We start from the raw sequence: 25,769 nt of genomic DNA on the forward strand, positions 1-25,769 counted from the left end.
CGTGTCTGCACCAGCCGCGGCCCGGACCGGGCCCGAGGCGGCCTTCGATCCTGACCGCGGCTGGCGGCTGCACCACCAGGTCGCCGTCCGTCCGGAACCGTTCGGCGCCCTCCTGTATCACTTTGGTACGCGCAAACTTTCGTTCCTGAAGAATCGCACCATCGTCGAGATCGTCAACTCCCTCGGCGACCATCCGGACGTGCGCAGCGCCTGCCGCGCCGCCGGTATCGACGATGCCCAGCAGGGGCCGTATCTGCACGCGTTCGGCGTGCTGGTCCAGTCCAAGATGCTGATCCCGGCAGACCAGAACAGCCCCGAAGGATCCACCGCTTCATGACCGCTACGGCACCCGTGCCCCGGCTGATCGAGCAGTTCGAGCACGGCCTCGACGCGCCCATCTGCCTCACCTGGGAACTGACCTACGCCTGCAACCTGTCCTGCGTGCACTGCCTGTCGTCGTCGGGCAAGCGCGACCCGCGCGAGCTGAGCACCCAGCAGTGCAAGGACATCATCGATGAGCTCGAGCGCATGCAGGTGTTCTACGTGAACATCGGCGGCGGCGAGCCGACCGTGCGGTCTGACTTCTGGGAGCTCGTCGACTACGCCACCGAGCACCACGTCGGCGTCAAGTTCTCCACCAACGGGGTGCGCATCGACGAGGCGGTCGCGGCCAAGCTGGCCGCGAGTGACTATGTGGACGTTCAGATTTCGCTCGACGGCGCCACCGCGGAGATCAACGACGCGGTGCGCGGCCCGGGCTCGTTCGCCATGGCCATCCGGGCCCTGGATAACTTGAAGAACGCCGGTTTCAAGGACGCCAAGATCTCGGTCGTCGTCACCCGGCACAACGTCGACCAGCTCGACGATTTCAAGGCCCTGGCCGACAACTACGGCGCCACCCTGCGCATCACCCGGCTGCGCCCCTCGGGTCGCGGCGCCGACGTGTGGGACGACCTGCACCCCACCGCCGAGCAGCAGGTGCAGCTCTACAACTGGCTGGTCGCCAAGGGCGAGCGGGTGCTCACGGGTGACTCGTTCTTCCACCTGTCGGGCCTCGGTGAGCCCGGTGCGCTGGCCGGCCTGAACCTGTGCGGCGCCGGCCGCGTCGTGTGCCTCATCGACCCCGTGGGTGACGTGTACGCCTGCCCCTTCGCCATCCACGAGCGCTTCCTGGCCGGAAACATCCTCAGCGACAACGGATTCCAGGACGTCTGGCAGAACGCCCCGCTGTTCCGCGAGCTTCGGGAACCGCAGTCGGCCGGCGCCTGCAGCAGCTGCGACCACTACGACAGCTGCCGCGGCGGCTGCATGGCGGCCAAGTTCTTCACCGGCCTGCCCATGGACGGCCCGGACCCCGAGTGCGTGCAGGGCTACGGCGAGCCCGCCCTGGCGCTCGATCGCGAGAAGCCCAAGTCGCATATCGACCACTCCCGAGGCGGCGTCGCTGATCCTTCCCGTCGCTCCGCTCGCCCCGCCAAGGGCCCCATACCTCTCAAGCTGCTGGCCATGCCGGCCAAGGCTCCCCAGAAATTCTGTAACGAAAGTCCTGTTTAGATCATGGCCCGTGATACCTGGTTCGAAACCGTCGCGATCGCGCAGGAGCGCGCGAAGAAGCGGCTCCCCAAGTCCGCCTACTCCTCGCTGATCTCGGCGAGCGAGAAGGGCCTGACGGTTGCCGACAACGTCGCGGCGTTCGGTGAGCTCGGCTTCGCGCCGCACGTCATCGGCGCGCTGGACAAGCGTGAGATGTCCACAACGGTTATGGGTCAAGAGATTTCACTGCCCGTGATTATTTCTCCGACCGGTGTGCAGGCGATCCACCCCGACGGTGAGGTCGCCGTCGCGCGCGCCGCCGCGGCCCGCGGCACCGCGATGGGGCTGTCGTCGTTCGCGAGCAAGCCGATGGAAGAGGTCATCGCGGCCAACCCCAAGACGTTCTTCCAGATCTACTGGCTCGGCAGCCGCGACGACATCGCGGCCCGGGCGGAGCGGGCCCGCGCGGCCGGCGCGAAGGGCCTGATCGTCACCACCGACTGGAGCTTCAGCCACGGCCGGGACTGGGGCAGCCCCAAGATCCCGGAAAAGATGGACATCAAGACCATCATCAAGATGAGCCCGGAGGTCATCACCAAGCCGCGCTACATGTGGACCTGGGGCAAGACACTGCGTCCGCCGGAGTTGTGTGTGCCGAACCAGGCCATCAACGGCCAGGCCGCGCCGCCGTTCTTCCACGCCTACGGCGAATGGATGGGTACGCCGGCGCCGACCTGGGAGGACATCGCCTGGCTGCGCGAGCTGTGGGGCGGCCCGTTCATGCTCAAGGGCGTCATGCGCATCGACGACGCCAAACGTGCTGTGGATGCCGGTGTTTCGGCCATCTCGGTGTCCAACCACGGCGGTAACAACCTGGACAGCACCCCGGCGTCGATCCGGGCGCTGCCCGCCATCGCCGAGGCCGTCGGCGACCAGGTCGAGGTTTTGCTGGACGGCGGTATCCGCCGCGGCAGTGACGTGGTCAAGGCGCTGGCGCTGGGTGCCCGTGCGGTCATGCTCGGCCGGGCCTACCTGTGGGGGCTGGCGGCCGAGGGACAGGCCGGTGTCGAGAACGTGCTCGACATCATGCACGGCGGTATCGACTCGGCGCTGCGTGGTCTGGGCAAGGGCTCGATTCACGACCTCGGGCCCGACGACATCCTGGTGCCGGAGGGCTTCACCCGGCGGCTGGGCGGCTGAGCCGACGGGCGGTCCGGCGGGATTCGACGGGTCCGCTGATACGCGCGGTGCTGACGTGGCTGACGTGATGGTCGCCGGGGTCTTGACAACCGCGGCGATTTGACCATTCGCTACGAATTGTTGCGTATACGGCAACAATTGGCGCACAGCGGGCAAATTCGGCTTACCATCGGCGGGTGCCTTTTCCCAGCGAGCTCGGGAACTCGACGTCGAGGCAGTTGCAATCCCTGCGGCCTTCGTTGATCGTCCCGATTGGTTCCACCGAGCAGCATGGGCCGCACCTGCCGCTGGATACCGATACCCGGATCGCCGAGGCGGTGTCGCGGTCCGTGGCCGCGCGGTTGTGTGAGGCTGCGGAATCAGATCAGGCCGACGGCGTCGCTCAGCCGGCGTGGTTGGTCGCGTCTGCCATCAGCTACGGGGCGAGCGGTGAGCACGAGAGCTTTCCCGGCACCATCTCGATCGGCCTGGCCGCGCTGGAGCATTTGCTGGTCGAGTTCGGGCGGTCGGCCTGTAACTGGGCCGGCCGGGTCGTGTTCGTCAACGGCCACGGCGGCAACGTGGCGGCGCTGACGGCGGCGACCACGCTGCTGCGGGCCGAGGGGCGCGATGTGGCCTGGTGCCCGTGCGCGGCCGCTGGTGCGGACGCCCACGCGGGCCATACCGAAACGTCTGTACTGCTGCACCTTTCACCGGCCGACGTCTGGGTCGAGGAAAGCGTCGTCGGCAACACCGCGCCGTTGCCGGAGCTGCTGCCGGCATTGCGCCGCGGCGGGGTGGCGGCGGTCAGCGCGGTCGGGGTGCTGGGCGATCCGACGACTGCCACCGCCCTCGACGGGTCCCGTATCTTTGCAGAAATGGTCGAAGGCTCCGTGCGCCGGATCAGCGCATGGCAGCCGAGCTCTGGGGGGATGCTCGCGTGACGGGGGTGGGACAGTGACTGGGCCGCGGCTGCCTGACGGTTTTGCCGTCCAAGTGGATCGCCGAGTCAAGGTGCTGGGTGAGGGCGCCGCGCTGCTCGGTGGCTCACCGACGCGACTGCTGAAGCTGGCGCCGGCGGCGCAGACGATGCTCGATCGCGGCCGCCTCGAGGTCCACGACGCGCAGAGCGCGCAGCTGGCCCGCACGCTGCTCGACGCCACGGTGGCCCACCCACGACCGGCGACCGGGCCGTCGCACCTCGACGTGACCGTCGTGATTCCGGTACGTGACAACGCCGTTGGCGTCGCCCGCCTGGTGCGGTCCCTGCGCGGCATGCGCGTCGTCGTGGTCGACGACGGCTCGGTGGTGCCGCTGCAGGCCGCGGACTTCTGCGACCTGGCCGGGCATTGCGACGTGCGGGTGCTCCGGCATGACGTCAGCCGGGGACCGGCCGCGGCCCGCAACACCGGGCTGGCCGCCTGCGAGACCGACTTCGTGGCGTTCCTGGACTCCGACGTGGTGCCACGTCGCGGGTGGCTGGAAGCGCTGCTGGGGCACTTTTGCGACCCGGCCGTCGCGTTGGTCGCGCCGCGCATCGTCGGCCTGCACGAGCCCGACAATCTGATCGCGCGCTACGAGGCCGTGCGGTCGTCGCTCGACCTCGGCATGCGGGAAGCCCCGGTGGTGCCGTACGGCATGGTGGCCTACGTGCCGAGCGCGGCCATCATCTGCCGGCGCGCGGCGCTGGACCAGGTGGGCGGTTTCGACGAGTCGCTGCAGTCCGGCGAGGACGTGGACCTGTGCTGGCGGTTCATCGAGGCCGGGGCCCGGCTGCGGTACGAGCCGATCGCGCTGGTCGGGCACGATCACCGCACCGCACTGCGAGAGTGGTTCGCCCGCAAGGCCTTTTACGGTTCCTCGGCCGCACCGCTGTCGGTCCGGCACCCCGGCAAGACGGCGCCGCTGGTCATTTCCGGCTCGACACTGGTGGTCTGGGTGCTGCTGGCCATGGGGTCCGGCGTGGGTTACCTGGCCTCGACGATCGCCGCCGCGATCACCGGCCGGCGCATCGCCAACTCGTTGCGGTCGGTCGACACCGAACCCCGGGAAGTCGCCGCCGTCGCCGCGCAGGGGCTGTGGGCCGCGGCCCTGCAACTCGCCGCCGCGCTGTGCCGGCACTACTGGCCGGTGGCTCTCGTGCTGGCGGTGTGTTTCCGGCGCTGGCGTCAAGTGGTGCTGATCGCCGCGATCGTCGACGGCGTCGTCGACTGGGCGCGTCGCCACCACACGGTCGACGACAACACCCAGCGCGTGGGCCTGCTGGCCTACCTGCTGCTCAAGCGTCTCGATGACATCGCCTACGGTCTCGGGCTGTGGGGCGGCGTGGTGCGCGAGCGGCATCTGGGTGCGCTCAAGCCGCAGATCCGTACTTGAGCTCACGTCGCGATGACGTCCTGATCGTCGGGGCCGGCAGCGCCGGCTGCGTTCTGGCCGAGCGTCTTTCGGCCGATCCCGCATGTCGGGTGACGCTGCTGGAGACCGGCGGCACGATCCGTCCGGAGCCGGGCTGGGTGCTGCCCATCGGCGTCGACAGCGCCGTGGCCCGACAGCACCGCACGACGCTGACGCAGAATCCGGTGCGGTCTGTGGACATCGTGCGCGGACGGGTGCTGGGCGGGTCCGGGGCGATCAACGGCGGCTATTTCTGCCGGGCCTGGCCCGCGGATTTCGCGGCCTGGGCGGTGCCGGGCTGGTCCTGGTCCGACGTCCTACCGCACTATCGCGCCATCGAGACGGACCACGACTTCGGCGACGGCGCCGAGCACGGTGCGACCGGCCCGGTACCGGTGCGTCGTATCAGCGAATTCGCAGCGTCCTCACAGGCTTTCCGCGACGCGGCGGGCGTCCGGTACCCCTGGATCGACGATCTCAACGCCGCGGCCGGGGTCCGGCCGGGACTCGGTGCGGTGCCGCTCAACATCGATGACACCGGGCATCGGCACGGTCCGGGCGAGGTCTACCTGACGGCCGCGCGCGGCCGGGACAACCTGGCGGTGCTCGCCGGTACCCGTGCGCTGCGGGTGCTGTTCGACGGTGACCGCGCGGTGGGCGTCAAGTGTCTCGGTCCCGAGGGTGTGACGGACCGGTATGCCGACCGGATCGTGTTGTGCGCCGGGGCAATTGAATCGGCGCATCTGCTGATGCTGTCCGGGATCGGCCCGGCCGCGCAGTTGCGGCGCGTCGGCGTGCCGGTGGTGGCGGACCTGCCGGTGGGGGTCGCGTGCGCCGATCATCCGGAGTGGGTGGTGCCGACCACCTGGCCCGCCGAGCTCGGGCGCCCGCCGCTCGAATTGCTGCTCACCACCGACGAATTGGAGATCCGGCCGTACACCTGGGGTTTCGCGGCCATGACCGGCGGGGTCACCGATGGTGCGGACCCGGTGCACCTCGGCATCTCCCTGATGCGGCCGCGCGCGCAGGGCCGGGTCCTGCTCGTGTCGGACGATCCCGACGTGCGTCCCACCATCGAACACCGCTACGACGTCGACCCGGCCGATACCGCCGCGCTACACGTCGGTCACGAACTGTGTCGCGACCTGTTCGGTGACGCCGTCGCCGGCGGCGAGCCCGCGTGGTCCACCGCGCAGCATCTGTCGGCCACGGCGCCGATGGGCGCCGACGGCGACGAACGCGCCGTACTCGATCCGCAGTGCCGGGTGCGCGGCGTCGAAGGGTTGTGGGTGGCTGACGGCGCCGCGCTGCCCGGCATCACCGGCCGGGGCCCGCACGCGACCATCGTCATGCTGGCGCACCGGGCCGCGCAGTTCATCGCGTCGTAGGAGCGTGGGTCGGTAACGGTTCGGCTGGGGTGTTGCGCGAGCGTGCGGTCAGATCACGAATTCGTGGGCAGAGGTGATCTGGTTGCACAGTCGGCCGCTAGGGGCTGGGCACTTGACAAGCAAATGCCTTGTTGGCGTTGACTGTGCACTGGCGCAGGAAAAGCTCGAGTACCGAACTGCGTAGACGCACAGTCAATTGTGTTGCCGACCCACGCTCTTGGCCGCTGAGTGGCCACCTGGCGCAGGCGAATCGCGAAAATGCTTGTGCTGATTAGTCGTTGGGTGGTGTGCGTTCGCGGCCGGGCGCCCAGAACGCGATCAGTACGCCCGCGACCGCGGTGATCGACGCCAGCACCACGAGCGATGTCTGCATCGCGTGGAGGAACGCCACGCGGGCCACCGTCACGAGCTGACCGCCGATCGGGCCCAGATGGGGCGCGGCGGCCACCGCACCGGCCAGCGAGCCGCGTGCGGCGTCTTGCATCGGAGCCGGAAAACCGGCGATGGCGGGCCCGATGTGCTTGCTGTATCCGGCCGCCAGGAGGGAGCCGGTCAGTGCGATGCCGAGGGCTGCGCCGACCTCGCGGGTGGTGTCATTGACTGCCGAAGCCACTCCCTGCTTGGCGTCCGGCACCGACGTCATGATCGCCGAAGTCGTTGGCGCGGTGAAGATTCCGACTCCGGTGCTCACCACCAGCAGCGGCCAGGCCAGGGCCCAGTACGACGAGTCGATGCGCACCAGGCACAGGGACAGCAGGCCGGCGGACAGCAGCCCAAGGCCCATGAGCACCACGACGCGCAAGCCCAGCTTCGGCAGATACCACGACGACAACGGGGACAGGATGAGCATCGGCACCGCCAGCGGGGACAGGGCCAGTGCGGTTCCCAGCGGGCTGTAGCCCATGACCAGTTGCATGAATTGCATCGCCAGGTAGAAGAAGCCGAACATCACCATGAACAGCACCGTGATGGCCGCGGCTCCGGTGCCGAACTGGCGATCGAGGAACAACCGGACATCCAGCAGCGGGTACCGGGCCCGTAGCTCGATGATCGCGAAGAGCCCTGCCAGGATCAGGCCACCGGCGATACCACCCAGCACCACCGGATGTGTCCAGCCGCGATCGGGCGCCGCCAGGATGCCGTACACCAGCGCGGCGACGGCCGCGGCGATGACGACCGCGCCGGCGACGTCCAAGGTGCGGGCTTCCGCGTCGCGCGAACTCGTGATGGTCGTGGCCATGACAATGAGGACCAGCCCGGCACCGGCGAACGCCCAGAAGATCGACTGCCAGGGCCAGAAGTGCAGCAGCACACCGGATCCCAGCATGCCGAACACACCACCGCAGCCGGCCATGCCGGCCCAGATGCCCACCGCCTTGGTGCGCTGGTCCGCCGGGTACGACGCCGTTATCAGGGACAGCGTCGCCGGCATGATGAATGCGGCACCGACGCCGGCGACCGCGCGTGCGCCGATGATGTGCAGGGGATCGGTGCTCAGTGCCGGAACAATCGAGGCCACCGCAAAGACGGCCAGGCCGAACAGCAGGGCGCCGCGCCGGCCGTAGCGGTCGCCGATGGCGCCGGCGGGCAGCAGCAGGCAGGCCAGCGTCAGCGTGTAGCTGTCGATGATCCAGGTCAGCTGGGTCTGGTTCGCCGAGGTGGCCATGGCGATGTCGCCGAGCGCGGTGTTGAGCGCCACCATCGACGAAATCACCACCAGCACACCGCAACACGCCACGAGAAGGGTCCAGGTGCGGTTGCGTGAGATGGGTGGAGTGGCCGTAGGCTGCGTGGAATCGGCCAGGGGGCTCGCCACGCTCGCCTTGTCGGCCATGCGGCCACCTTCCGGTAGTTTCAAGACTGATGATCTTCAAACGAGACTAACAGTCTTGTTTGTCGGCCGAAAGGTGAATGGAGTTGTCCAGCGAACATGGTGACCCCAGGCCGGCCCGGTCGCGGGCGCGGCTTCTCGAGGCGGCGACCGCCCTGCTGCGCTCCGGCGGTCCCAGTGCCGTGACCGTCGACGCGGTGATCCGCGCGTCCAATGTGGCCAGGGCGACCCTCTACCGGCACTACGCCAGCGGAAATGACTTGCTGGCAGCGGCATTTCACGCGCTCATTCCGCCGGCTCCCGTGCCGCCCGCCGAGGGCGACCTGCGCGAGCAGTTGATCGCGCTCGTGCGCGCGCAGGCGGAACTGATCGCCGAGGCGCCGGTCAGCCTGGCGGCCATGTCGTGGCTGACGCTCGGTGGCAACCTCGAACACCTGCCGTGGGGCGCGGCGGGGACCGAGAGCATCGAGGTCCGTAACCTTCGGGAACGGGTGGCCGAGCAGTACGCCGCCCCGTTCGAGGCAGTGCTGTCCAGTCCCGAGGCCGTCGCCGAATTGGGCGACGTCGACCGGGTCCGCGCCGCGGCGTTGTTACTCGGCCCGATCGTGCTGGGCAAGCTCAGCACGTTGCCCGACTTCGATTACCGCGAGATCGCCGTCGCCGCCGTCGACGGATTCCTCGCGACTCATCGCGTCAGCGCAGCGAATACCGGATCGGCAGGTGCTTGAAACCGCCGACGAACGTCGTCGCGGAAAGCTCCGGGGCTCCGGCCAATTCGATCGAGTCCAGCCGGGGCAGTAGTTCGGAGAACAGACTGTTCATCTCCATGCGCGCCAGTGCGGCACCCAGACAGAAGTGCACGCCGTAGCCGAACGCCAGGTGCTTGTTCGGCTCGCGTGCGACGTCGAACCGGAACGGATCGGCGAACACCTCTTCGTCGCGGTTACCGGAAACGTAAGCGAGATAAACGGATTCGCCCTCCGCGATCGGCACGCCACGCACGACGGTGTCGGCGGTGGCGGTACGCATGAATTCCTTCACCGGCGTGCTCCACCGGATCATCTCCTCGACGGCCGTGGGCATCAGGTCGGGGTTCGCCTTCAGGCGTGCCAACTCGCCGGGATTCTGGATCAGCGCGTGCAGCCCACCCGAGATGGCGTCCTTGGTGGTGTCGTGGCCGGCGCTGGCCACGATCACGTAGTAGGACGCGGTGTCCATGTCGCTGAGCGGTTCGCCGTCGATGCGGCCGTTCGCGATCGCGGACGCCAGGTCATCGGTCGGGTTGGCCCGCCGGGATGCGGTCAGCGCGGCGAAGTACTGGAAGAAGTCGAGCAGCACGGCGAACAGCTCTTCCGGCGACTGGCCGCGTGAGTACTCTTCGTCGTCGCCGCCGAACATCTCCTGGGTCAGGGTGTGCATGCGGTCGTAGTCCTCCTCGGGGAGGCCGAGCAGCGACATGATCACGTACAGCGGGAACTGGATGGCGATCTCCTCGACGAAGTCGCACTCGGGTCCGGCATCGCGCATCCGGTCGACGTACCGCTTGGCGAGCTCGTCCACCCGGACCTTGAGATCGCGCATGGCCTTCGGGCGGAACCAATCGGCACCGATGGCGCGGATCTTCCTGTGGTGCGGGTCGTCCATGTGGATCAAGGTGCGCAGCCCGATACCGGCCTCAGCCTGGGCCTTCAGCAGATCCTCTGCGTCGGCCTTCATGAGCAGTGGGCGGGGCTCGCTGATGAAGAGGTTGTTGTCCCGTTCGATGGCCATGATGTCGGCGTGTTTGGTGATCGCCCAGAACGGCCGGTACGGCGGATTGTCAACCCAGGCAACGGGATTGGTGGCGCGGAGGTGGGTCAGTGCGGTGTGCAACCGATCGTCGTCGGCGTAGGCGGAGGGGTCGGCGAGGACCTTGGCGGCCTCGTCGGTGGTGGGTGCAGTCATTGAACTCCTCACACGAACGCGAACTTGACAGCTGTCAAGTGGAGTGTAGGTCGTTCGATGTCCGATGGGGAGGGGGTCGCGCGAAATATTTCCGAGCTGCAATCGGCGGGCGTTCAGTACGCTGGGTGGTCGTGTCGTCCGCCCATCCGCCCCGACTGCTGCAGCGCGCTGCGGCAGTGGCTGCCGCGGTGCTGCTGGTCGCGGGCTGTGGGCTGGACTCGCACAGTGAAGGCGCGACGGCCGTCGCGCCTGATGCGGTGACCGCCGATCCGGCGCTGGTGCACACCGCATCGGGGACGGTCCGCGGGGCGGTCAATCCGGACCTGCGGTTCTTCGGTGGAATTCCTTATGCCGCACCGCCATTGGGACCACTCCGCTTCCGGCCGCCGGCTCCCGCGCTCGCCTGGGATGGTGCGCGCGACGCCGCGAAACCGGGCGCCCGATGCATCCAGGACCCCAAGGGTGACCTCGAGATGGGCCGCAACACCAGCGAGGATTGTCTGACGCTCAATGTCTGGACCCCGCCGGTGCGGGCCTCCGGCGAACGGCGACCGGTGCTGGTGTGGCTGCACGGTGGCGGGTTCATCAACGGTTCCAGCAATATCTACAACTCGACGCGGCTGACCACACGCGGCGACGTCGTGGTGGTGACCGTCAACTACCGACTCGGCGCACTGGGCTTTCTGGCTCATCCCGCTTTGGGTGCCGGCCCCGACGTCGGCAACTACGGGTTGGCCGATCAGCAGGCGGCGCTGCGCTGGGTGCGTGACAACATTGCCGCGTTCGGCGGCGACCCCGGCAAGGTGACCATCGCGGGCGAATCCGCCGGCGGGATGTCGGTGTGCGACCACCTCGTCGCTCCCGACTCGGCCGGTCTCTTCCGCGGCGCCATCATCGCGAGCGGACCGTGCCAGGCGCAGGGCGCGCTACCGGAAGCCACCCGGGCGAGCCTCGCGTATGCGAAAGCCGCGGGGTGCGGCGAACCGGCGGACGCGGCGGATTGCCTGCGCAGCCTGCCGGTCGACAAACTACGAAAACCGGTGTGGTTCTACGGAATCGGCGAGAACATGCTCAGCGGGCCCGTCTCCGGGACGACGCTGCTGCCGGTCGATCCTATGCGGGCCATCAGCGACGGCGCCGCGGCCCGGGTGCCGGTGATGATCGGTACCACCCGCGACGAGTTCACCCTCTTCGTGGCGCTGCAGTACCTGCGCGCGGGCAAGCGGTTCCACGCCGATGGATACCCGCACCTACTGGAGTCGACGTTCGGCGCCGACGCCGGCGCCGTGGCGGAGCACTACCCGCTGGACCGCTACGGGGGCAGCGCCGCGGTCGCCTATTCGACAGCAGTCACCGACGCGGCGTTCGCGTGCGTGGCGGACCGCATCGGCGACGCGCTGGCCGCCGATGCGCCGGTGTACGGCTATGAGTTCGCCGACCCGACACCACCGACGCCGGATCCCTTGCGCCACTTGCCTTTCCCCGTCGGTGCCAGCCACTCGCTGGACCTGCGCTACATCTTCAACATGGGTGGAGCGCCGCCGCCGACGCCGCCGCAGATCGCGCTCTCGGATCAGATGATCGACTACTGGAGCTCTTTCGTCCGCGATGGCCACCCCAGTGCGGAAGGTGCGCCGGACTGGCCGCAGCTGGCCGGCGGCGACCACGACCCGCGAATGTCGCTGCGTCCCGACGGAAGTCGATTGGTCACCGATTACGACCAGGTGCACCAATGTGCGTTCTGGGGGACTCTGCAGCACTGACTGCTACGTCGGAACGTGGGGGATTCCGGTGACGTCAGCGGCGTGTCATCTCGGCAGGTCGCACGCTCGGCGCACGAAAAATGGCTTGCCCGTCCAGGTGTGCGTCCACTTCGATGGGGCGGCATGACGCTTCCCGATGCCGACCGATTCGCCCGTGAGTGGTGCGCGGCCTGGAACGCACACGACGTCGAGGCGGTCCTGGCGCACTTTCACGACGACGTCGTCTTCACCTCGCCCGTCGCGGCGCGCGTGGTGCCCGAATCCGGGGGAGTGGTGCGGGGCAAGGGCGCGCTCCGCCGGTACTGGACCACCGCGCTGGCCGCGGTGCCGGAGCTGCACTTCGAGATCGTGGCCACCTATATCGGGACGCAGGCGCTCGTCATCAACTACCGCAACCACCGCGGCCAGCTCGTCAACGAGGTGCTGATCTTCGACGGTGACCTGGTGCGCGAAGGCCACGGCACGTATCTCGATTAAGCGGGGGTCACCCACGTCGTGATGTCGGCGTGCACGACCTCTTCGCCCCGGGCGTCGACCACGGAGACCGATACGACGACGTCGGTGCCTTTGGTCAGCGTCTCGAAGTCAGGGACGTCGACCCGTGCGTGCGCCCGCAGTGAGGTGGTGGCCTTGGCCAGGTATCGCACGTTCATGGCTTTGGGGATCCAGCGGTGGCTCGTCGGCACTGTTGCTTCCATCGCCATGCCCATGGCGGCCTCGGCGGCGTTGCATGAGGCGATGGCGTGCACGGTGTGCAGATGGTTGTAGACGAAGAACCACTTCGGCACCGCCACCTCGGCGTAGCCCGGCTCCATCGTCACCACCCGGGGTAGGACCGACGCGAAGTACGGCACCCGCACCATCGCGGCCGCCGAGAACATCAGACTGCCGCCGGGCCGTCCGGAGAGCTGCTTCCAGGCGCGGTACGTGGGGCTCAGTGTCGACATGCCTCGATCTTACTCGAAAGTAAGTTAGGTGCCGTCGCCAATTCTGCGTCGGCGGCCCGGTCCACTCGCCCTTCTGTAGCACCAGTTCAGAGTCAACGGGAGGACCGGCCGGGCGTGCGTTGAGGCTGTATCCAGGGCGCTCCTCACTCGCACTTTTGCGCCACCAGTACAGGGTCAACGACTGGCGTCGCTGCCTACGCGTTGACCCTGTACCTGGGGCGCACCCCACTCGCACGTTTGCGCCACCGCCGCACGGTCAACCCGACGTCTGCGTCCACTCGCCAACCAGGGCGCGATCCACTCGAACGTCAGCGTCGTCACCGCAGATTCAAGGCAAATTCACGGCAGAATGAACCCGAGATCACCGCAGGACCGGCCGCAGAACCCGGGCGCGCCGGATGGCTCCGCAGCGGATTTGGAGCGAGCCCGGATCTGGGGCATACTGTTCGGGTTGCCTTGCGCCGGGTTCGCCCGCTGCGGGCATACGACCGGCGCCCATCACGGGCGCATCCGGTCCCAGCATCGCCCGAGATGGAATTTCCAGCGCGGACGACTGTGCGCAAAGGCGACACGCCCGAGCGCGGGGGTCGGTGAACCACAGAAACGTAAAGAGCGGCGGCATAGCCAGCGCGCGTCATCGGGTGTCCCGGGGCGTGCGTATTGAAGACCAGGCCCGAGCACGGGCCCGTGAAAGTTAGGTAGGAGAAGCGTGGCGGGACAGAAGATCCGCATCAGGCTCAAGGCCTACGACCACGAGGCGATTGACGCCTCGGCGCGCAAGATCGTTGAGACGGTCACCCGTACAGGGGCAAGCGTGGTCGGCCCGGTGCCGCTGCCGACCGAGAAGAACGTGTACTGCGTTATCCGGTCTCCCCATAAGTACAAGGACTCGCGGGAGCATTTCGAAATGCGTACCCACAAGCGCCTTATCGACATCCTCGACCCCACGCCGAAGACGGTTGACGCCTTGATGCGCATCGATCTGCCGGCGAGCGTCGACGTCAACATCCAGTAGGAGACCCAGAAAAATGGCACGCAAAGGCATTTTGGGCACCAAGCTGGGCATGACGCAGGTGTTCGACGAGAACAACAAAGTCGTCCCGGTCACGGTCGTGAAGGCCGGCCCCAACGTGGTGACCCGTATCCGCACCCCCGAGCGCGACGGCTACAGCGCCGTGCAGCTCGCCTATGGCGAGATCAGCCCGCGCAAGGTGAACAAGCCGGTCACCGGTCAGTTCGCCGCTGCAGGCGTCAACCCGCGTCGGCACCTGGCCGAGCTTCGTCTTGACGACGAGGCCGCGGTCGCCGAGTACGAGGTCGGTCAGGAACTGACCGCCGAGATCTTCGCCGACGGCGCGTACGTCGACGTGACCGGCACCAGCAAGGGCAAGGGCTTCGCCGGCACCATGAAGCGCCACGGCTTCAAGGGTCAGGGCGCCGCTCACGGTGCCCAGGCTGTGCACCGTCGTCCCGGTTCGATCGGTGGCTGCGCCACCCCGGGCCGTGTCTTCAAGGGCACCCGCATGTCCGGCCGTATGGGTAGCGACCGCGTCACCACCCAGAACCTGAAGGTTCACAAGGTCGACGCCGAGAACGGTGTGTTGCTCATCAAGGGCGCCATCCCGGGCCGCAACGGTGGACTGGTGGTTGTCCGCACCGCAGTTAAGCGAGGCGAGAAGTAATGACTCTCAAGATTGACGTCAAGACCCCGGACGGCAAGAAGGACGGCTCTGTCGAGCTGCCCGCCGCGCTGTTCGACGTCGAGCCCAACATCGCGCTGATGCACCAGGTGGTGACGGCCCAGCTGGCCGCCGCTCGCCAGGGCACCCACGCCACCAAGACCCGGGCCATGGTGTCCGGTGGTGGCAAGAAGCCGTACCGCCAGAAGGGCACCGGCCGCGCCCGTCAGGGTTCGACCCGCGCCCCGCAGTTCACCGGTGGTGGCACCGTCCACGGCCCGCAGCCGCGTGACTACAGCCAGCGGACCCCGAAGAAGATGATCGCTGCTGCCCTGCGCAGCGCGCTGTCGGACCGGGCTCGCAACGAGCGCATCCACGCGATCACCGAGCTGGTGGCCGGTCAGAACCCGTCGACCAAGAGCGCCAAGTCGTTCCTGTCGTCGCTGACCGACAACAAGAAGGTGCTCGTCGTGATCGGCCGCAGCGATGTGGTCGGCGCCAAGAGCGTCCGCAACCTGCCTGGCGTCCACGTGATTTCGCCGGATCAGCTGAACACCTACGACGTGCTCAACGCCGACGACCTGGTGTTCTCGGTGGAGGCGCTCAACGCCTACATCACCGCCAACACGAAAGAGGAGGTGTCGGCCTGATGGCTACCGTGACTGATCCTCGCGACATCATCCTGGCCCCGGTCATCTCGGAGAAGTCCTACGGACTCATCGAGGACAACACGTACACGTTCATCGTGGCGCCGGAGTCCAACAAGACGCAGATCAAGATCGCTATCGAGAAGATCTTCGACGTGAAGGTCGACTCGGTGAACACCGCGAACCGGAAGGGCAAGCGCAAGCGCACCCGCACCGGTTACGGCCGGCGCAAGAGCACCAAGCGCGCGATCGTGACCCTGTCCGCCGGCAGCAAGCCGATCGAACTGTTCGGAGCTCCGGCCTGATCGGCCGGGAGTTAAGGGATTAACTGATAATGGGAATTCGCAAGTACAAGCCGACGACCCCGGGTCGTCGCGGTTCGAGCGTCTCCGACTTCGCCGAGATCACTCGTTCGACTCCGGAGAAGTCGCTGATCCGCCCGCTGCACAGCACCGGTGGTCGCAACGCGCACGGCCGCATCACCACTCGTCACAAGGGTGGCGGCCACAAGCGTGCCTACCGCGTCATCGACTTCCGTCGCCATGACAAGGACGGCATCAACGCCAAGGTCGCGCACATCGAGTACGACCCCAACCGCACCGCGAACATCGCACTGCTGCACTTCGTGGACGGCGAGAAGCGCTACATCCTCGCCCCCAAGGACCTGAAGCAGGGCGACACCATCGAGCAGGGCCCCAACGCTGACATCAAGCCGGGCAACAACCTGCCGATGCGCAACATCCCCGCCGGTACGGTCATCCACGCTGTGGAGCTGCGTCCGGGCGGCGGTGCCAAGCTGGCCCGCTCGGCCGGTGTCAGCATCCAGCTGCTCGGTAAGGAAGGCGCCTACGCCACGCTGCGTATGCCGTCCGGTGAAATCCGTCGCGTCGACGTGCGCTGCCGCGCCACCGTCGGCGAGGTCGGCAACGCCGAGCAGGCGAACATCAACTGGGGTAAGGCCGGCCGTATGCGGTGGAAGGGCAAGCGCCCGACCGTCCGTGGTGTCGTGATGAACCCGGTTGACCACCCGCACGGTGGTGGTGAGGGTAAGACCTCCGGTGGTCGCCACCCGGTCAGCCCGTGGGGCAAGCCCGAGGGCCGCACCCGCAAGCCCAACAAGCCGAGCGACAAGCTCATCGTCCGCCGCCGGCGCACCGGCAAGAACAAGCGCTAGGCCGGAAAGGAATAGACGATGCCTCGTAGCCTCAAAAAGGGTCCGTTCGTCGACGACCATCTGTTGAAGAAGGTCGACGCACAGAACGAGAAGAACACCAAGCAGGTCATCAAGACCTGGTCCCGTCGGTCGACCATCATCCCCGACTTCATCGGTCACACCTTCGCCGTCCACGACGGTCGGAAGCACGTGCCGGTGTTCGTCAGCGAAGCGATGGTTGGGCACAAGCTCGGCGAGTTCGCCCCGACGCGGACCTTCAAGGGTCACATCAAGGACGACCGGAAGAGCAAGCGCCGCTAATGACTACCGTTACTGAATACCCGTCCGCGAGCGCCAAGGCGCGCTTCGTGCGTGTGTCGGCGAGCAAGGCCCGCCGGGTCATCGACCTGGTCCGTGGCAAGAGCGTCGAAGAGGCGCTCGACATCCTGCGGTGGGCACCGCAGGCTGCCAGCGAGCCGGTCGCCAAGGTGATCGCCAGCGCTGCTGCCAACGCACAGAACAACGAGGGCCTGGACCCGACGACCCTCGTGGTCGCCACGGTCTTCGCCGACGAGGGCCCGACTGCCAAGCGCATCCGGCCGCGCGCCCAGGGGCGTGCGTACCGAATCCGCAAGCGCACCAGCCACATCACCGTGGTGGTCGAGAGCCGTCCCGCCAAGGAAGGGCGCGGCAAGGGCTCCGCATCAGCCACGGCCGGTGCCGCGCGCGCTCGTCGTGCGCAGGGCAGCAAGGCCGCCGCTGCCAAGACCGAGACGAAGGGAGGCTCGGAGTAGTGGGCCAGAAAATCAACCCGCACGGCTTCCGCCTCGGTATCACCACCGAATGGAAGTCCCGTTGGTACGCCGACAAGCAGTACGCGGACTACGTCAAGGAAGACGTCGCCATCCGCAAGCTGCTGGCCACCGGCCTGGAGCGCGCCGGCATCGCCGACGTGCAGATCGAGCGCACGCGTGACCGCGTCCGGGTGGACATCCACACCGCACGTCCGGGCATCGTCATCGGTCGCCGTGGCACCGAGGCCGACCGCATCCGCGCCGACCTGGAGAAGCTGACCGGCAAGCAGGTTCAGCTGAACATCCTCGAGGTCAAGAGCCCCGAGGGCGTCGCCCAGCTGGTGGCGCAGGGCGTTGCCGAGCAGCTGAGCAACCGTGTCGCGTTCCGTCGCGCCATGCGCAAGGCCATCCAGTCGGCCATGCGTCAGCCGAACGTCAAGGGCATCCGGGTGCAGTGCTCGGGCCGCCTCGGCGGTGCTGAGATGAGCCGCTCGGAGTTCTACCGCGAAGGTCGCGTGCCGCTTCACACGCTGCGCGCCGACATCGATTACGGCCTGTACGAGGCCAAGACCACATTCGGCCGTATCGGCGTGAAGGTGTGGATCTACAAGGGCGACATCGTCGGTGGCAAGCGTGAGCTCGCCGCTGCCGCTCCCGCCGCCGACCGTCCCCGTCGGGATCGTCCGTCCGGTACCCGTCCGCGTCGCAGCGGTTCGTCGGGCACCACGGCGACCAGCACCGAGGCCGGCCGCGCAGTGGATGTTGCCGTTGAGACCCCCGCCGGCGATGCGCCGACGGAAGCAACGGAGAGCTAAGCATGCTGATTCCCCGCAAGGTCAAGCACCGCAAGCAGCACCACCCTGAGCAGCGCGGTATCGCCAGCGGCGGCACCTCGGTCAGCTTCGGTGACTACGGCATCCAGGCCCTGGGCCACGCCTACATCACCAACCGGCAGATCGAGTCCGCTCGTATCGCCATCAACCGGCACATCAAGCGTGGCGGCAAGGTCTGGATCAATATCTTCCCGGACCGCCCGCTGACCAAGAAGCCTGCCGAAACCCGCATGGGTTCCGGTAAGGGTTCACCGGAGTGGTGGGTCGCCAACGTCAAGCCGGGTCGCGTGCTCTTCGAGCTCAGCTACCCCGACGAGAAGATCGCCCGGGAGGCGCTCACCCGCGCCATCCACAAGCTGCCGATCAAGGCACGCATCGTGACTCGAGAGGAGCAGTTCTGATGGCAGTTGGAGTTACGCCTGGTGAACTGCGTGAGCTCACCGAGGAAGAGCTGACCACGCGTCTGCGCGAGTCGAAGGAAGAGCTGTTCAACCTTCGCTTCCAGATGGCCACCGGTCAGCTGTCGAACAACCGCCGGCTGCGCACCGTGCGGCAGGAGATCGCGCGGGTCTACACGGTCCTGCGTGAACGCGAGTTGGGCCTGGCGTCCGGGCCGGTTGGTAAGGATTAGTCATGGCAGAAACTAAAGGCCCCAAGCACACGCCGGCCACCGAGACCGAGCGCGGTAGCCGCAAGACCGCCATCGGCTACGTGGTGTCGGACAAGATGGAAAAGACCATCGTGGTCGAGCTGGAGTCCCGCAAGAGCCACCCGCTCTACGGGAAGATCATCCGGACCACCACCAAGGTCAAGGCGCACGACGAGAACGGCGACGCCGGTATCGGCGACCGCGTCTCGCTGATGGAGACCCGTCCGCTGTCGGCCACCAAGCGCTGGCGTCTGGTCGAGGTGCTCGAGAAGGCCAAGTAGGCTTTCGACAGACATGGAACTGCCCCTCTCCTTCGGGAGAGGGGCAGTTTTGTATTGAGCGGAAATTTCTGCTGCCGCACCCAATCCGGATCGGCGCCGGCTCCGAATACGGGGCATGCACACACTCGTCCTCATCGGATTCCTCGGCGGACTGATCACCGGCATCTCGCCGTGCATCCTGCCGGTTCTGCCCGTGGTCCTGTTCTCCGGCGCCGGCCGCCGGCCCTACCTGGTGATCGCCGGACTGGTCCTGAGTTTCAGCGCGGTGACCCTCGTCGGGACCGCCGTGCTGCAGCAGTTGCATCTGCCACCCGACATCATCCGCTGGGTCGGCCTGCTGGTGCTCGCGGCCATCGGCGTCGGCCTGATCTTCCCGCGCGTCGAGCGCCTACTCGAAGCGCCGTTCGCGCGCCTGCCGCAACGCGACATTGCCGGCGGCCGTAGGGGTTTCGGCCTCGGCCTGGCCTTGGGTGTGCTCTACGCGCCATGCGCGGGACCCGTGCTGGCGGCGATCGTGGTGGCCGGGGCGACCGGCCGCATCGGGCTGGACACCATCGCGCTGACCGCCTCGTTCGCAGTGGGCACCGCACTGCCATTGTTGTTTTTCGCCGTGGGCGGGCAACGAGTCGCCGAGCGGGTCAAGGCATTTCAGCAGCGACAGCGGCAGGTCCGGGTGGCGGCCGGCGTGGTCATGCTGGTCGCCGCGGTGGCGTTGGCGCTGAATCTGCCCGCCACGGTGCAACGGAAGATTCCTGACTACACCGCGACGTTGCAGGCGCGCATCGCACCGTCGGGAGTCGGTTTGTCGAATTGTGCGGAGGGTGCGAGCGTCTTGCAGGACTGCGGGACGGCCCCGGACATCGTCGGCATCGACAGTTGGTTCAACACTCCCGGCGATGCACCGCTCGACCTGAAAGCCTTGCGCGGCAAGGTGGTTCTTGTCGACTTCTGGACCTATACGTGCATCAACTGCCAGCGCGCGATCGAGCATGTCACCGGTTGGTATGAGCGCTACAAGGACCAGGGTTTCACCGTGATCGGCGTGCACACGCCGGAGTACCAGTTCGAGCATGACCGTGCCGGCGTCGTCAAGGGTGCTGCCGACCTGCACATCACGTACCCGGTGGCCCTGGACAACTCGTATGACACCTGGCACAACTACCAGAACCAGTATTGGCCGGCGAGTTACCTGATCGATGCTGCGGGCGTGGTCCGCCACCTCAAGTTCGGTGAGGGCGACTACGACGTGACCGAGGGCATGATCCGGGAGCTGCTGGCGCAGGCGAAGCGCTGACGGGTGCGGTTAGGCTGCTCGACGATGGCCGCATCGTCTGAGCATGCCCCCGATCTCGGTGCCTTGTTGCACCGTCTCGCCGACGGGGATGACGACGCGTTCGCGTCGTTCTACGACGCGACCTGTGCCCGGGTCTTCGGCCTGATCTTGCGGGTCCTGCGGGACCCCGGCTACAGCGAGGAGACGACGCAGGAGGTGTACGCGCAGGTGTGGCGCTCGGCTTCCGCCTATGACCCTGTCGAGGGTTCGGCGCTGGCCTGGCTGATGACGTTGGCGCATCGCCGGGCGGTCGATCGGGTGCGTGCGGAGGTCGCGAGCAGTCGGCGTGAATGGGACTACGCCACAACGCATCTCGATCGATCATCGGACGTGGTGGCCGAGGCGGCGGTGCGGGGCGACGATCGCCGCCGGGTGGTGGGCTGCCTCGGCACGCTCACCGGCGCACAGCGTGAGGCGATCGAGTTGGCCTATTACGGCGGCCTGACCTATGTGCAGGTCTCCGAGCGGCTGTCCACGAGTCTCGGCACGGTGAAATCGCGGATGCGCGAGGCGCTGCGCAAGCTCCGTGATTGTCTGGGGGAGTCATGAGCGATCCGTCGGAATTCGAACTGCTGGAGCTGGCCGTGCCGTACGCGCTCGACGCTGTCTCCGACGTGGAGCGCGCCGACATAGAGCGGCAGTTGGCAGCGGCGCCCGGGCCGGTTGTGGCGGCATTCCGGGCTCAGGTGGCCGAGGCTCGGGAGACTCTCGGGACACTGTCGGACGCCACGGCTGTGGCGCCACCGGCGGCGCTGCGCGATCGGGTCGTGCGCGGCAATCGGCAAGTGGTCCGCGAACATCGTTGGCGCAAAGCGGTTCTGGCGGCGGCCGCGGTACTTGCCGTCGGCGGCGCGTTCACGGCGGGCTGGATGTTGCGCCCGCCGCCCGCCCCGCCGGTCGCCGAAAGGGTGATGACGGCGCCGGACGTTCGCACGGTCTCCACCGCCCTGCGCTCCGGTGGCACCGCGACCGTCGTGTACTCGCGGGCGCGCGGTGACGGCATGGTGATGTTCGACGGTGCTGCGCTGCCCCCGCCGGGCATGGCCTACCAGGTGTGGCTGATGAAGGACGGCGTTCCGGTGCAGACGGGGTCGCCGATCCGGGACACGCGCACGGTCATGGTTTCGGACATCGGGCGGGCCACGGCGCTGGGTCTGACGGTCGAACCCGTGGGCCGCACCGGAGACTCGCCGCCGGGTGACATGGTGGGGCGGGTAATGCTGCCGTAGCGCAGGTGCGCGTCGCGAACGTCAATATCCGGGGCGCGGCTCAGCTCCCGGGTGTAATCTCCGGGCGGATCGCCGGGATCGGCGAAGACTGACCGGGACGAGGCGTCATGGCAACTGAATTCCAGGGCAAGATCAAACTCGACATCCGCGACTCGGAGCCCGACTGGACTCCCTACGCGGCGCCGGTCGCACCGGCCGGTGCACCGAACGTGCTCTACCTCGTGTGGGACGACACCGGCATCGCCACCTGGGACTGCTTCGGCGGCCTCGTCGACATGCCGGCCATGCGACGCATCGCCGACCGCGGCGTGCGGCTGTCCCAGTTCCACACCACTGCGCTGTGTTCGCCGACCCGGGCCTCGCTGCTCACCGGGCGTAACGCCACCTCGGTGGGTATGGCGACCATCGAGGAGTTCACCGATGGGTTCCCGAACTGCCACGGCCGCATACCTTTTGAGACGGCACTGCTGTCCGAGGTACTGGCCGAACGAGGCTGGAACACCTACTGCGTGGGCAAGTGGCACCTGACGCCGCTGGAGGAGTCGAACCTCGCGTCGACCAAGCGCCACTGGCCGCTGTCGCGCGGCTTCGAACGCTTCTACGGCTTCATGGGCGGCGAGACCGACCAGTGGTACCCGGAGCTGGTGTACGACAACCACCCCGTGGCCCCGCCGGCCACGCCGGAGGAGGGTTACCACCTGTCAAAAGACCTGGCGGACAAGACCATCGAGTTCATCCGGGACGCCAAGGTCATCGCGCCGGACAAGCCCTGGTTCTCGTATGTCTGCCCCGGGGCCGGGCACGCGCCGCACCACGTGTTCAAAGAATGGGCCGACAAGTACGCCGGGACGTTCGACATGGGTTACGAGGCCTACCGCGACCTGGTGCTGGAGAACCAGAAGCGGCTCGGCATCGTGCCGCCGGACACCGAGCTCTCACCGATGAATCCGTATCTGGACGTCACGGGACCGAACGGGGAGCCATGGCCGCTGCAGGACACGGTGCGGCCCTGGGACGGGCTGAGCGACGAGGAGAAGCGGCTGTTCGCCCGCATGGCCGAGGTGTTCGCCGGATTCCTGTCGTACACCGACGCGCAGATCGGCCGGATTCTCGACTACCTGGAAGAGTCGGGCCAGCTGGACAACACGCTCATCGTGGTCATCTCCGACAACGGTGCCAGCGGCGAGGGCGGCCCGAACGGTTCGGTCAACGAGAACAAGTTCTTCAACGGCTACATCGACACCGTCGAAGAGAGCATGCGGTACTTCGACACGCTGGGTTCGCCGGACACCTACAACCATTACCCGATCGGCTGGGCGATGGCCTTCAACACGCCCTACAAGCTGTTCAAGCGCTACGCCTCGCATGAGGGCGGCATCGCCGACACCGCAATCATCAGCTGGCCCAATGGAATCGCCGCACACGGCGAGGTACGCGACAACTACGTCAACGTCGCCGACATCACCCCGACGGTCTACGAGCTGTTGGGCATCGAACCGCCCACCGAGGTGCGCGGCGTGCCGCAGCGGCCGCTGGAAGGTGTGAGTTTCAAAGCGGCCCTGGCAGACTCGGCGGCCGACACCGGCAAGACGACGCAGTTCTACGCGATGCTCGGCACGCGTGGCATCTGGCACGACGGCTGGTTCGCCAACACGGTGCACGCCGCGACGCCGTCGGGATGGTCGCACTTCGACAAGGACCGCTGGGAGCTGTTCCACATCGAATCCGACCGCAGCCAGTGCCATGACCTCGCCGCGGAGAATCCGGCGAAACTCGCTGAGATGCAGGAACTCTGGTTCTCCGAGGCGGCCAAGTACAACGGCCTGCCGCTGGCCGACCTCAACGTGTTCGAAACGCTGCTGCGTGACCGTCCCTACCTGGCGGGGGATCGGCAGACCTTCACCTATTACCCGGGCACCGCCGAGGTGGGCATCGGCGCCGGCGTCGAGCTTCGGGGCCAGTCGTTCTCCGTGCTGGCGGAGGTCGACGTCGAATCGGCCACTGCCGAGGGGGTGCTGTTCAAGCAGGGCGCCGGTCACGGCGGGCATGTGCTGTTCGTGCAGGATGGCCGGCTGCAGTACGTCTACAACTTCATGGGCGAGGACGAACAATGGGTGTCCGCGCTCGATCCATTGCCCTTGGGGCGGCACGTCTTCGGCGTCCGCTATGACCGCACCGGCACCGTGGAGGGCAGTCACACGCCGCTCGGCACCGTCGAACTGCGGATCGACGACGCGGTGGTGGCCGTCCGTCCAGATGTTCGCGCCCACCCGGGCACGTTCGGGCTGGCCGGTGGCGGCGTCGCGGTCGGGCGCAACGCGGGCCAGCCGGTGTCGAACCGCTACCGGGCCCCGTATCCCTTCGTCGGGGGCACCATCGCCAAAGTCGTCGTCGACATCTCCGGTACGCCGTATCTTGACGTCGAACAGGAGCTGGCCAAGGCGTTCTGCAAGGACTAGGGGACTGCGATGAGCGGAACGATCATGCGGTGCGCCGCCGTGCTGTCGGCGGTGGCGCTGCTGGCGGCCTGCGGCGGCAAGGACGACGAGAAGCCAACCAGTACAAGCAAATCCGGCAGCACCACGACCAGTGCCACCAGTTCGCCGGCGACGTCCGCGACGTCCTCGACTGCGGCGTCGGGGTCGAAGATGCCCGACCTGCCGGTGTACGGAGTGGTCGAAACCACCAAACGTTCGGTCTCGGCGGGCGAGCAGGTCTGCGACCCGCCGAGCCCGCCGACCCAGACCATGACCGCGACCACCGGCGCCCCCAGCGCGCCGACCGTCATCGTCGCGGTGCCCGACGGATTCAGTCAGGCGGCTCCGGCTTCCGGTGACGTCGCGCTCAACTTGACCGGGCCCGACGGCTTGACCGGCACCGTGAAAATCAGCCCGACACCCCTCGATGCCGGGGCCGCGTTCCGGCAGTACGCCGATGCGCGCACCGCGGGCCACGAGTTCAACAGCGTCAGCATCCTGCCCGACGAATTGTGCGGTTACAGCGGGCAGAAGCTGATGGGTGTTCTCGCCGACAAGCCCGGCGGTGGCAGCGACTACGTGGACCGCATCGTCCACGTGTGGACCAACAGCGGGGACTACCTCATCGCGCTGCAGTTGCAGGGACCCGCCGGTTCGAAGGGGCTTGACGCGGCGAAGCCGGTCCTGCTGGGGGACTTCGGTATTCGGCTGGGTTGAGCAGGGTCGTCATTCGGGATTTGTCAAGCGGGCCAACACGATTCCGCCGACGATCATCGACAACGCCACCGCGCGGCCGATATTGAGTGGGTCCTTGTGGACCAGCACCCCGATGGCGATGGCCCCGACGGCGCCGATGCCGGTGAATACCGCATAGGCGGTGCCGACCGGCAAGGTCCGCATCGCCAGCGACAACAAGTACACCGACAAGGCGCCGACCAGTACGCAGACGACCGTCGGCAGCAGGCGGGTGAACCCGTCGGTCGGTTTGATGCTCTGGGACCAGGCGATCTCCACACCGCCGGCCAAAGCGAGGATGAGCCAATTCATTTCGCATACTCCGCGGCCAACGCGCGCGCCGTGTTCAGGGCGGCCGTCAGGGACGCGTCGTGCCCGGTCCGGAACTGGGCGAGCGCGGGATCCACTCGGGAGTTGGCCAGTTCGGCGTTGATGAACACGGTGTCGGTGACGGCGAAATGCCCGGCGAAGAAGTCGCGCAGGAACCTCTCCTGATAGTCGAAGGCCGCCTTGGGTGAGCCCGGCGAGTAGGCGCCACCTCGTGCGGTGGCGACCACGAACCGTCTGGGTGCCAACGACATTCGTGGAAACGTCACCTGGTCCAGCCAGGCCTTCAGAGCGGCCGGAATCGAGTAGTTGTACATCGGCGTGCCGATCAACACGACGTCGGCCGAGCGCAATTCGGCAAGCAGTGGTTCGACGACGGCCCACGCCGCGGTTTGGGCGGGGGTGCGCGCCAGGCCCGCGAGCTCGTCGAGGTCGGTGACGCCGGCGGCAAGTGCCGCATCGCAGATCTCGGTCCAGCCGGCGTCGATGAACGGCACCGGATCGGCCGCCACGTCGCGGTAGCGGTAGGTGCCGGCGGGCGCTGCCGTACGCCAGGCCTGCGCGAACTCGGCGCTGAGCTGCCTGCTGATCGACGGGTTCCGGGCGCTGGCATCCAGGTGAAGCAACGTGGTCATGGCCATCCTCTCAAAAGT

General features: G+C 67.5%; 29 protein-coding genes and 1 pseudogene. 25 read left to right on the top strand and 5 right to left on the bottom strand.

The genetic code is table 11. The features are described 5' to 3' along the window. The first annotated feature begins 1 nt into the window (after position 1). The 6 genes from mftB to mftG all read left to right on the top strand — a co-directional run bounded on the left by mftB (position 2) and on the right by mftG (position 6,494). Positions 2-337 (top strand): mycofactocin biosynthesis chaperone MftB, encoded by a 336-nt coding sequence (gene mftB, locus H289_RS0113790; protein WP_020101387.1) that lies wholly within the window; start codon positions 2-4, stop codon positions 335-337. Beyond that, positions 334-1,554 carry a mycofactocin radical SAM maturase gene (mftC, locus tag H289_RS0113795; RefSeq protein WP_020101388.1) on the top strand — a complete coding sequence of 407 codons (1,221 nt, stop codon included), beginning with the start codon at positions 334-336 and terminating at the stop codon, positions 1,552-1,554. The genes mftB and mftC overlap by 4 nt, the downstream gene beginning before the upstream one ends. 3 nt (positions 1,555-1,557) lie before the next feature. Continuing rightward, positions 1,558-2,733, top strand: a complete 1,176-nt coding sequence (gene mftD, locus H289_RS0113800; protein WP_020101389.1) for a pre-mycofactocin synthase MftD — start codon at positions 1,558-1,560, stop codon at positions 2,731-2,733. A 137-nt stretch (positions 2,734-2,870) separates the two neighbouring features. Next, positions 2,871-3,656, top strand: a complete 786-nt coding sequence (mftE, locus tag H289_RS0113805; protein ID WP_090562695.1) for a mycofactocin biosynthesis peptidyl-dipeptidase MftE — start codon at positions 2,871-2,873, stop codon at positions 3,654-3,656. A 13-nt stretch (positions 3,657-3,669) separates the two neighbouring features. Next, positions 3,670-5,088, top strand: coding sequence for a mycofactocin biosynthesis glycosyltransferase MftF (gene mftF / locus H289_RS0113810; RefSeq protein WP_029105204.1), 1,419 nt, complete (start codon positions 3,670-3,672; stop codon positions 5,086-5,088). Then, complete coding sequence (gene mftG, locus H289_RS0113815) at positions 5,085-6,494, top strand: mycofactocin dehydrogenase MftG (protein WP_029105205.1); 1,410 nt, start codon at positions 5,085-5,087, stop codon at positions 6,492-6,494. The genes mftF and mftG overlap by 4 nt, the downstream gene beginning before the upstream one ends. Positions 6,495-6,765: 271 nt before the next feature. Here mftG and H289_RS0113820 read toward each other — a convergent pair whose 3' ends face one another. Further along, the gene (locus H289_RS0113820; protein ID WP_020101393.1) at positions 6,766-8,328 is read right to left on the bottom strand and encodes an MFS transporter; all 1,563 of its coding nucleotides are present in this window, start codon (positions 8,326-8,328) and stop codon (positions 6,766-6,768) included. A 77-nt stretch (positions 8,329-8,405) separates the two neighbouring features. Between H289_RS0113820 and H289_RS0113825 the strand changes: the two genes are divergently transcribed. Continuing rightward, positions 8,406-9,053, top strand: coding sequence for a TetR/AcrR family transcriptional regulator (locus H289_RS0113825; RefSeq protein ID WP_020101394.1), 648 nt, complete (start codon positions 8,406-8,408; stop codon positions 9,051-9,053). Here H289_RS0113825 and H289_RS0113830 read toward each other — a convergent pair. After that, a complete protein-coding gene (locus H289_RS0113830; RefSeq protein WP_020101395.1) occupies positions 9,019-10,269 on the bottom strand; it encodes a cytochrome P450 in 1,251 nt (416 codons plus the stop codon). The two genes, H289_RS0113825 and H289_RS0113830, sit on opposite strands and share 35 nt — an antisense overlap. A 125-nt stretch (positions 10,270-10,394) precedes the next feature. On the opposite strand from H289_RS0113830, the gene H289_RS0113835 reads away from it, so the two are divergent. Both H289_RS0113835 and H289_RS0113840 read left to right on the top strand, forming a co-directional pair. Next, entirely contained in the window at positions 10,395-12,032 is a 1,638-nt protein-coding gene (locus H289_RS0113835; RefSeq protein WP_020101396.1) for a carboxylesterase family protein, read from the top strand. 123 nt (positions 12,033-12,155) lie between these two features. After that, complete coding sequence (locus H289_RS0113840; RefSeq protein WP_020101397.1) at positions 12,156-12,509, top strand: nuclear transport factor 2 family protein; 354 nt, start codon at positions 12,156-12,158, stop codon at positions 12,507-12,509. Here H289_RS0113840 and H289_RS0113845 read toward each other — a convergent pair. After that, positions 12,506-12,979 (bottom strand): hotdog fold domain-containing protein, encoded by a 474-nt coding sequence (locus H289_RS0113845; RefSeq protein WP_020101398.1) that lies wholly within the window; start codon positions 12,977-12,979, stop codon positions 12,506-12,508. The two genes, H289_RS0113840 and H289_RS0113845, sit on opposite strands and share 4 nt — an antisense overlap. A 709-nt stretch (positions 12,980-13,688) precedes the next feature. On the opposite strand from H289_RS0113845, the gene rpsJ reads away from it, so the two are divergent. The 16 genes and pseudogenes from rpsJ to H289_RS33020 all read left to right on the top strand — a co-directional run bounded on the left by rpsJ (position 13,689) and on the right by H289_RS33020 (position 24,771). Continuing rightward, a complete protein-coding gene (gene rpsJ / locus H289_RS0113850) occupies positions 13,689-13,994 on the top strand; it encodes a 30S ribosomal protein S10 (RefSeq protein WP_003883485.1) in 306 nt (101 codons plus the stop codon). 13 nt (positions 13,995-14,007) lie between these two features. Beyond that, on the top strand, positions 14,008-14,661 hold the full coding sequence (gene rplC, locus H289_RS0113855; protein ID WP_020101399.1) for a 50S ribosomal protein L3: 654 nt from the start codon (positions 14,008-14,010) through the stop codon (positions 14,659-14,661). Next, a complete protein-coding gene (rplD, locus tag H289_RS0113860; RefSeq protein ID WP_020101400.1) occupies positions 14,661-15,308 on the top strand; it encodes a 50S ribosomal protein L4 in 648 nt (215 codons plus the stop codon). The genes rplC and rplD overlap by 1 nt, the downstream gene beginning before the upstream one ends. Further along, a complete protein-coding gene (rplW, locus tag H289_RS0113865; RefSeq protein WP_020101401.1) occupies positions 15,308-15,610 on the top strand; it encodes a 50S ribosomal protein L23 in 303 nt (100 codons plus the stop codon). Before rplD ends, rplW begins: the two co-directional genes overlap by 1 nt. A gap of 29 nt (positions 15,611-15,639) precedes the next feature. After that, positions 15,640-16,479: a 50S ribosomal protein L2 gene (rplB, locus tag H289_RS0113870; protein ID WP_020101402.1), complete on the top strand. Its 840-nt coding sequence runs from the start codon at positions 15,640-15,642 to the stop codon at positions 16,477-16,479. Between the two features lie 18 nt (positions 16,480-16,497). After that, the gene (gene rpsS, locus H289_RS0113875) at positions 16,498-16,779 is read left to right on the top strand and encodes a 30S ribosomal protein S19 (protein WP_020101403.1); all 282 of its coding nucleotides are present in this window, start codon (positions 16,498-16,500) and stop codon (positions 16,777-16,779) included. Beyond that, positions 16,779-17,252, top strand: coding sequence for a 50S ribosomal protein L22 (gene rplV, locus H289_RS0113880; RefSeq protein WP_020101404.1), 474 nt, complete (start codon positions 16,779-16,781; stop codon positions 17,250-17,252). Before rpsS ends, rplV begins: the two co-directional genes overlap by 1 nt. Continuing rightward, positions 17,252-18,067, top strand: a complete 816-nt coding sequence (rpsC, locus tag H289_RS0113885; RefSeq protein ID WP_020101405.1) for a 30S ribosomal protein S3 — start codon at positions 17,252-17,254, stop codon at positions 18,065-18,067. The genes rplV and rpsC overlap by 1 nt, the downstream gene beginning before the upstream one ends. 2 nt (positions 18,068-18,069) lie before the next feature. Beyond that, positions 18,070-18,486 carry a 50S ribosomal protein L16 gene (rplP, locus tag H289_RS0113890; RefSeq protein ID WP_020101406.1) on the top strand — a complete coding sequence of 139 codons (417 nt, stop codon included), beginning with the start codon at positions 18,070-18,072 and terminating at the stop codon, positions 18,484-18,486. Next, the gene (gene rpmC, locus H289_RS0113895) at positions 18,486-18,716 is read left to right on the top strand and encodes a 50S ribosomal protein L29 (RefSeq protein ID WP_020101407.1); all 231 of its coding nucleotides are present in this window, start codon (positions 18,486-18,488) and stop codon (positions 18,714-18,716) included. The genes rplP and rpmC overlap by 1 nt, the downstream gene beginning before the upstream one ends. Positions 18,717-18,718: 2 nt before the next feature. After that, positions 18,719-19,015 carry a 30S ribosomal protein S17 gene (gene rpsQ / locus H289_RS0113900; protein ID WP_020101408.1) on the top strand — a complete coding sequence of 99 codons (297 nt, stop codon included), beginning with the start codon at positions 18,719-18,721 and terminating at the stop codon, positions 19,013-19,015. 115 nt (positions 19,016-19,130) lie between these two features. Further along, positions 19,131-20,303, top strand: a pseudogene (locus H289_RS30495) (cytochrome c biogenesis protein/redoxin); the annotation flags it as partial. Positions 20,304-20,333: 30 nt separating this feature from the next. Further along, a complete protein-coding gene (gene sigK, locus H289_RS0113910) occupies positions 20,334-20,897 on the top strand; it encodes an ECF RNA polymerase sigma factor SigK (RefSeq protein WP_020101410.1) in 564 nt (187 codons plus the stop codon). Then, a complete protein-coding gene (locus H289_RS30500; RefSeq protein ID WP_020101411.1) occupies positions 20,894-21,577 on the top strand; it encodes an anti-sigma factor in 684 nt (227 codons plus the stop codon). Before sigK ends, H289_RS30500 begins: the two co-directional genes overlap by 4 nt. Positions 21,578-21,684: 107 nt before the next feature. After that, complete coding sequence (locus H289_RS0113920) at positions 21,685-24,036, top strand: arylsulfatase (protein WP_020101412.1); 2,352 nt, start codon at positions 21,685-21,687, stop codon at positions 24,034-24,036. A 9-nt stretch (positions 24,037-24,045) separates the two neighbouring features. After that, positions 24,046-24,771: a hypothetical protein gene (locus H289_RS33020; RefSeq protein WP_155944132.1), complete on the top strand. Its 726-nt coding sequence runs from the start codon at positions 24,046-24,048 to the stop codon at positions 24,769-24,771. Positions 24,772-24,780: 9 nt separating this feature from the next. On the opposite strand, the gene H289_RS0113930 is transcribed toward H289_RS33020, so the two are convergent. Further along, entirely contained in the window at positions 24,781-25,101 is a 321-nt protein-coding gene (locus H289_RS0113930; RefSeq protein ID WP_020101415.1) for a DMT family transporter, read from the bottom strand. Further along, complete coding sequence (locus H289_RS0113935; RefSeq protein WP_029105209.1) at positions 25,098-25,751, bottom strand: FMN-dependent NADH-azoreductase; 654 nt, start codon at positions 25,749-25,751, stop codon at positions 25,098-25,100. Before H289_RS0113935 ends, H289_RS0113930 begins: the two co-directional genes overlap by 4 nt. Between the last annotated feature and the right edge of the window lie 18 nt (positions 25,752-25,769).

Origin of the sequence: Mycobacterium sp. 360MFTsu5.1 (genome assembly GCF_000383495.1) — a bacterium.
Classification (GTDB): Bacteria; Actinomycetota; Actinomycetes; order Mycobacteriales; family Mycobacteriaceae; genus Mycobacterium; species Mycobacterium mucogenicum_B.

Bases quoted from the DNA above. Each gene is read 5' to 3' on its own strand.
- mftC (WP_020101388.1), top strand. From the start codon at position 334: ATGACCGCTACGGCACCCGTGCCCCGGCTGATCGAGCAGTTCGAGCAC.
- mftD (WP_020101389.1), top strand. From the start codon at position 1,558: ATGGCCCGTGATACCTGGTTCGAAACCGTCGCGATCGCGCAGGAGCGC.
- H289_RS0113820 (WP_020101393.1), bottom strand. From the start codon at position 8,328: ATGGCCGACAAGGCGAGCGTGGCGAGCCCCCTGGCCGATTCCACGCAG.
- H289_RS0113825 (WP_020101394.1), top strand. From the start codon at position 8,406: ATGGAGTTGTCCAGCGAACATGGTGACCCCAGGCCGGCCCGGTCGCGG.
- H289_RS0113830 (WP_020101395.1), bottom strand. From the start codon at position 10,269: ATGACTGCACCCACCACCGACGAGGCCGCCAAGGTCCTCGCCGACCCC.
- H289_RS0113840 (WP_020101397.1), top strand. From the start codon at position 12,156: ATGACGCTTCCCGATGCCGACCGATTCGCCCGTGAGTGGTGCGCGGCC.
- H289_RS0113845 (WP_020101398.1), bottom strand. From the start codon at position 12,979: ATGTCGACACTGAGCCCCACGTACCGCGCCTGGAAGCAGCTCTCCGGA.
- rplC (WP_020101399.1), top strand. From the start codon at position 14,008: ATGGCACGCAAAGGCATTTTGGGCACCAAGCTGGGCATGACGCAGGTG.
- rplD (WP_020101400.1), top strand. From the start codon at position 14,661: ATGACTCTCAAGATTGACGTCAAGACCCCGGACGGCAAGAAGGACGGC.
- rplW (WP_020101401.1), top strand. From the start codon at position 15,308: ATGGCTACCGTGACTGATCCTCGCGACATCATCCTGGCCCCGGTCATC.
- rplB (WP_020101402.1), top strand. From the start codon at position 15,640: ATGGGAATTCGCAAGTACAAGCCGACGACCCCGGGTCGTCGCGGTTCG.
- rpsS (WP_020101403.1), top strand. From the start codon at position 16,498: ATGCCTCGTAGCCTCAAAAAGGGTCCGTTCGTCGACGACCATCTGTTG.
- rplV (WP_020101404.1), top strand. From the start codon at position 16,779: ATGACTACCGTTACTGAATACCCGTCCGCGAGCGCCAAGGCGCGCTTC.
- rplP (WP_020101406.1), top strand. From the start codon at position 18,070: ATGCTGATTCCCCGCAAGGTCAAGCACCGCAAGCAGCACCACCCTGAG.
- rpmC (WP_020101407.1), top strand. From the start codon at position 18,486: ATGGCAGTTGGAGTTACGCCTGGTGAACTGCGTGAGCTCACCGAGGAA.
- rpsQ (WP_020101408.1), top strand. From the start codon at position 18,719: ATGGCAGAAACTAAAGGCCCCAAGCACACGCCGGCCACCGAGACCGAG.
- sigK (WP_020101410.1), top strand. From the start codon at position 20,334: ATGGCCGCATCGTCTGAGCATGCCCCCGATCTCGGTGCCTTGTTGCAC.
- H289_RS30500 (WP_020101411.1), top strand. From the start codon at position 20,894: ATGAGCGATCCGTCGGAATTCGAACTGCTGGAGCTGGCCGTGCCGTAC.
- H289_RS0113920 (WP_020101412.1), top strand. From the start codon at position 21,685: ATGGCAACTGAATTCCAGGGCAAGATCAAACTCGACATCCGCGACTCG.
- H289_RS33020 (WP_155944132.1), top strand. From the start codon at position 24,046: ATGAGCGGAACGATCATGCGGTGCGCCGCCGTGCTGTCGGCGGTGGCG.
- H289_RS0113930 (WP_020101415.1), bottom strand. From the start codon at position 25,101: ATGAATTGGCTCATCCTCGCTTTGGCCGGCGGTGTGGAGATCGCCTGG.
- H289_RS0113935 (WP_029105209.1), bottom strand. From the start codon at position 25,751: ATGACCACGTTGCTTCACCTGGATGCCAGCGCCCGGAACCCGTCGATC.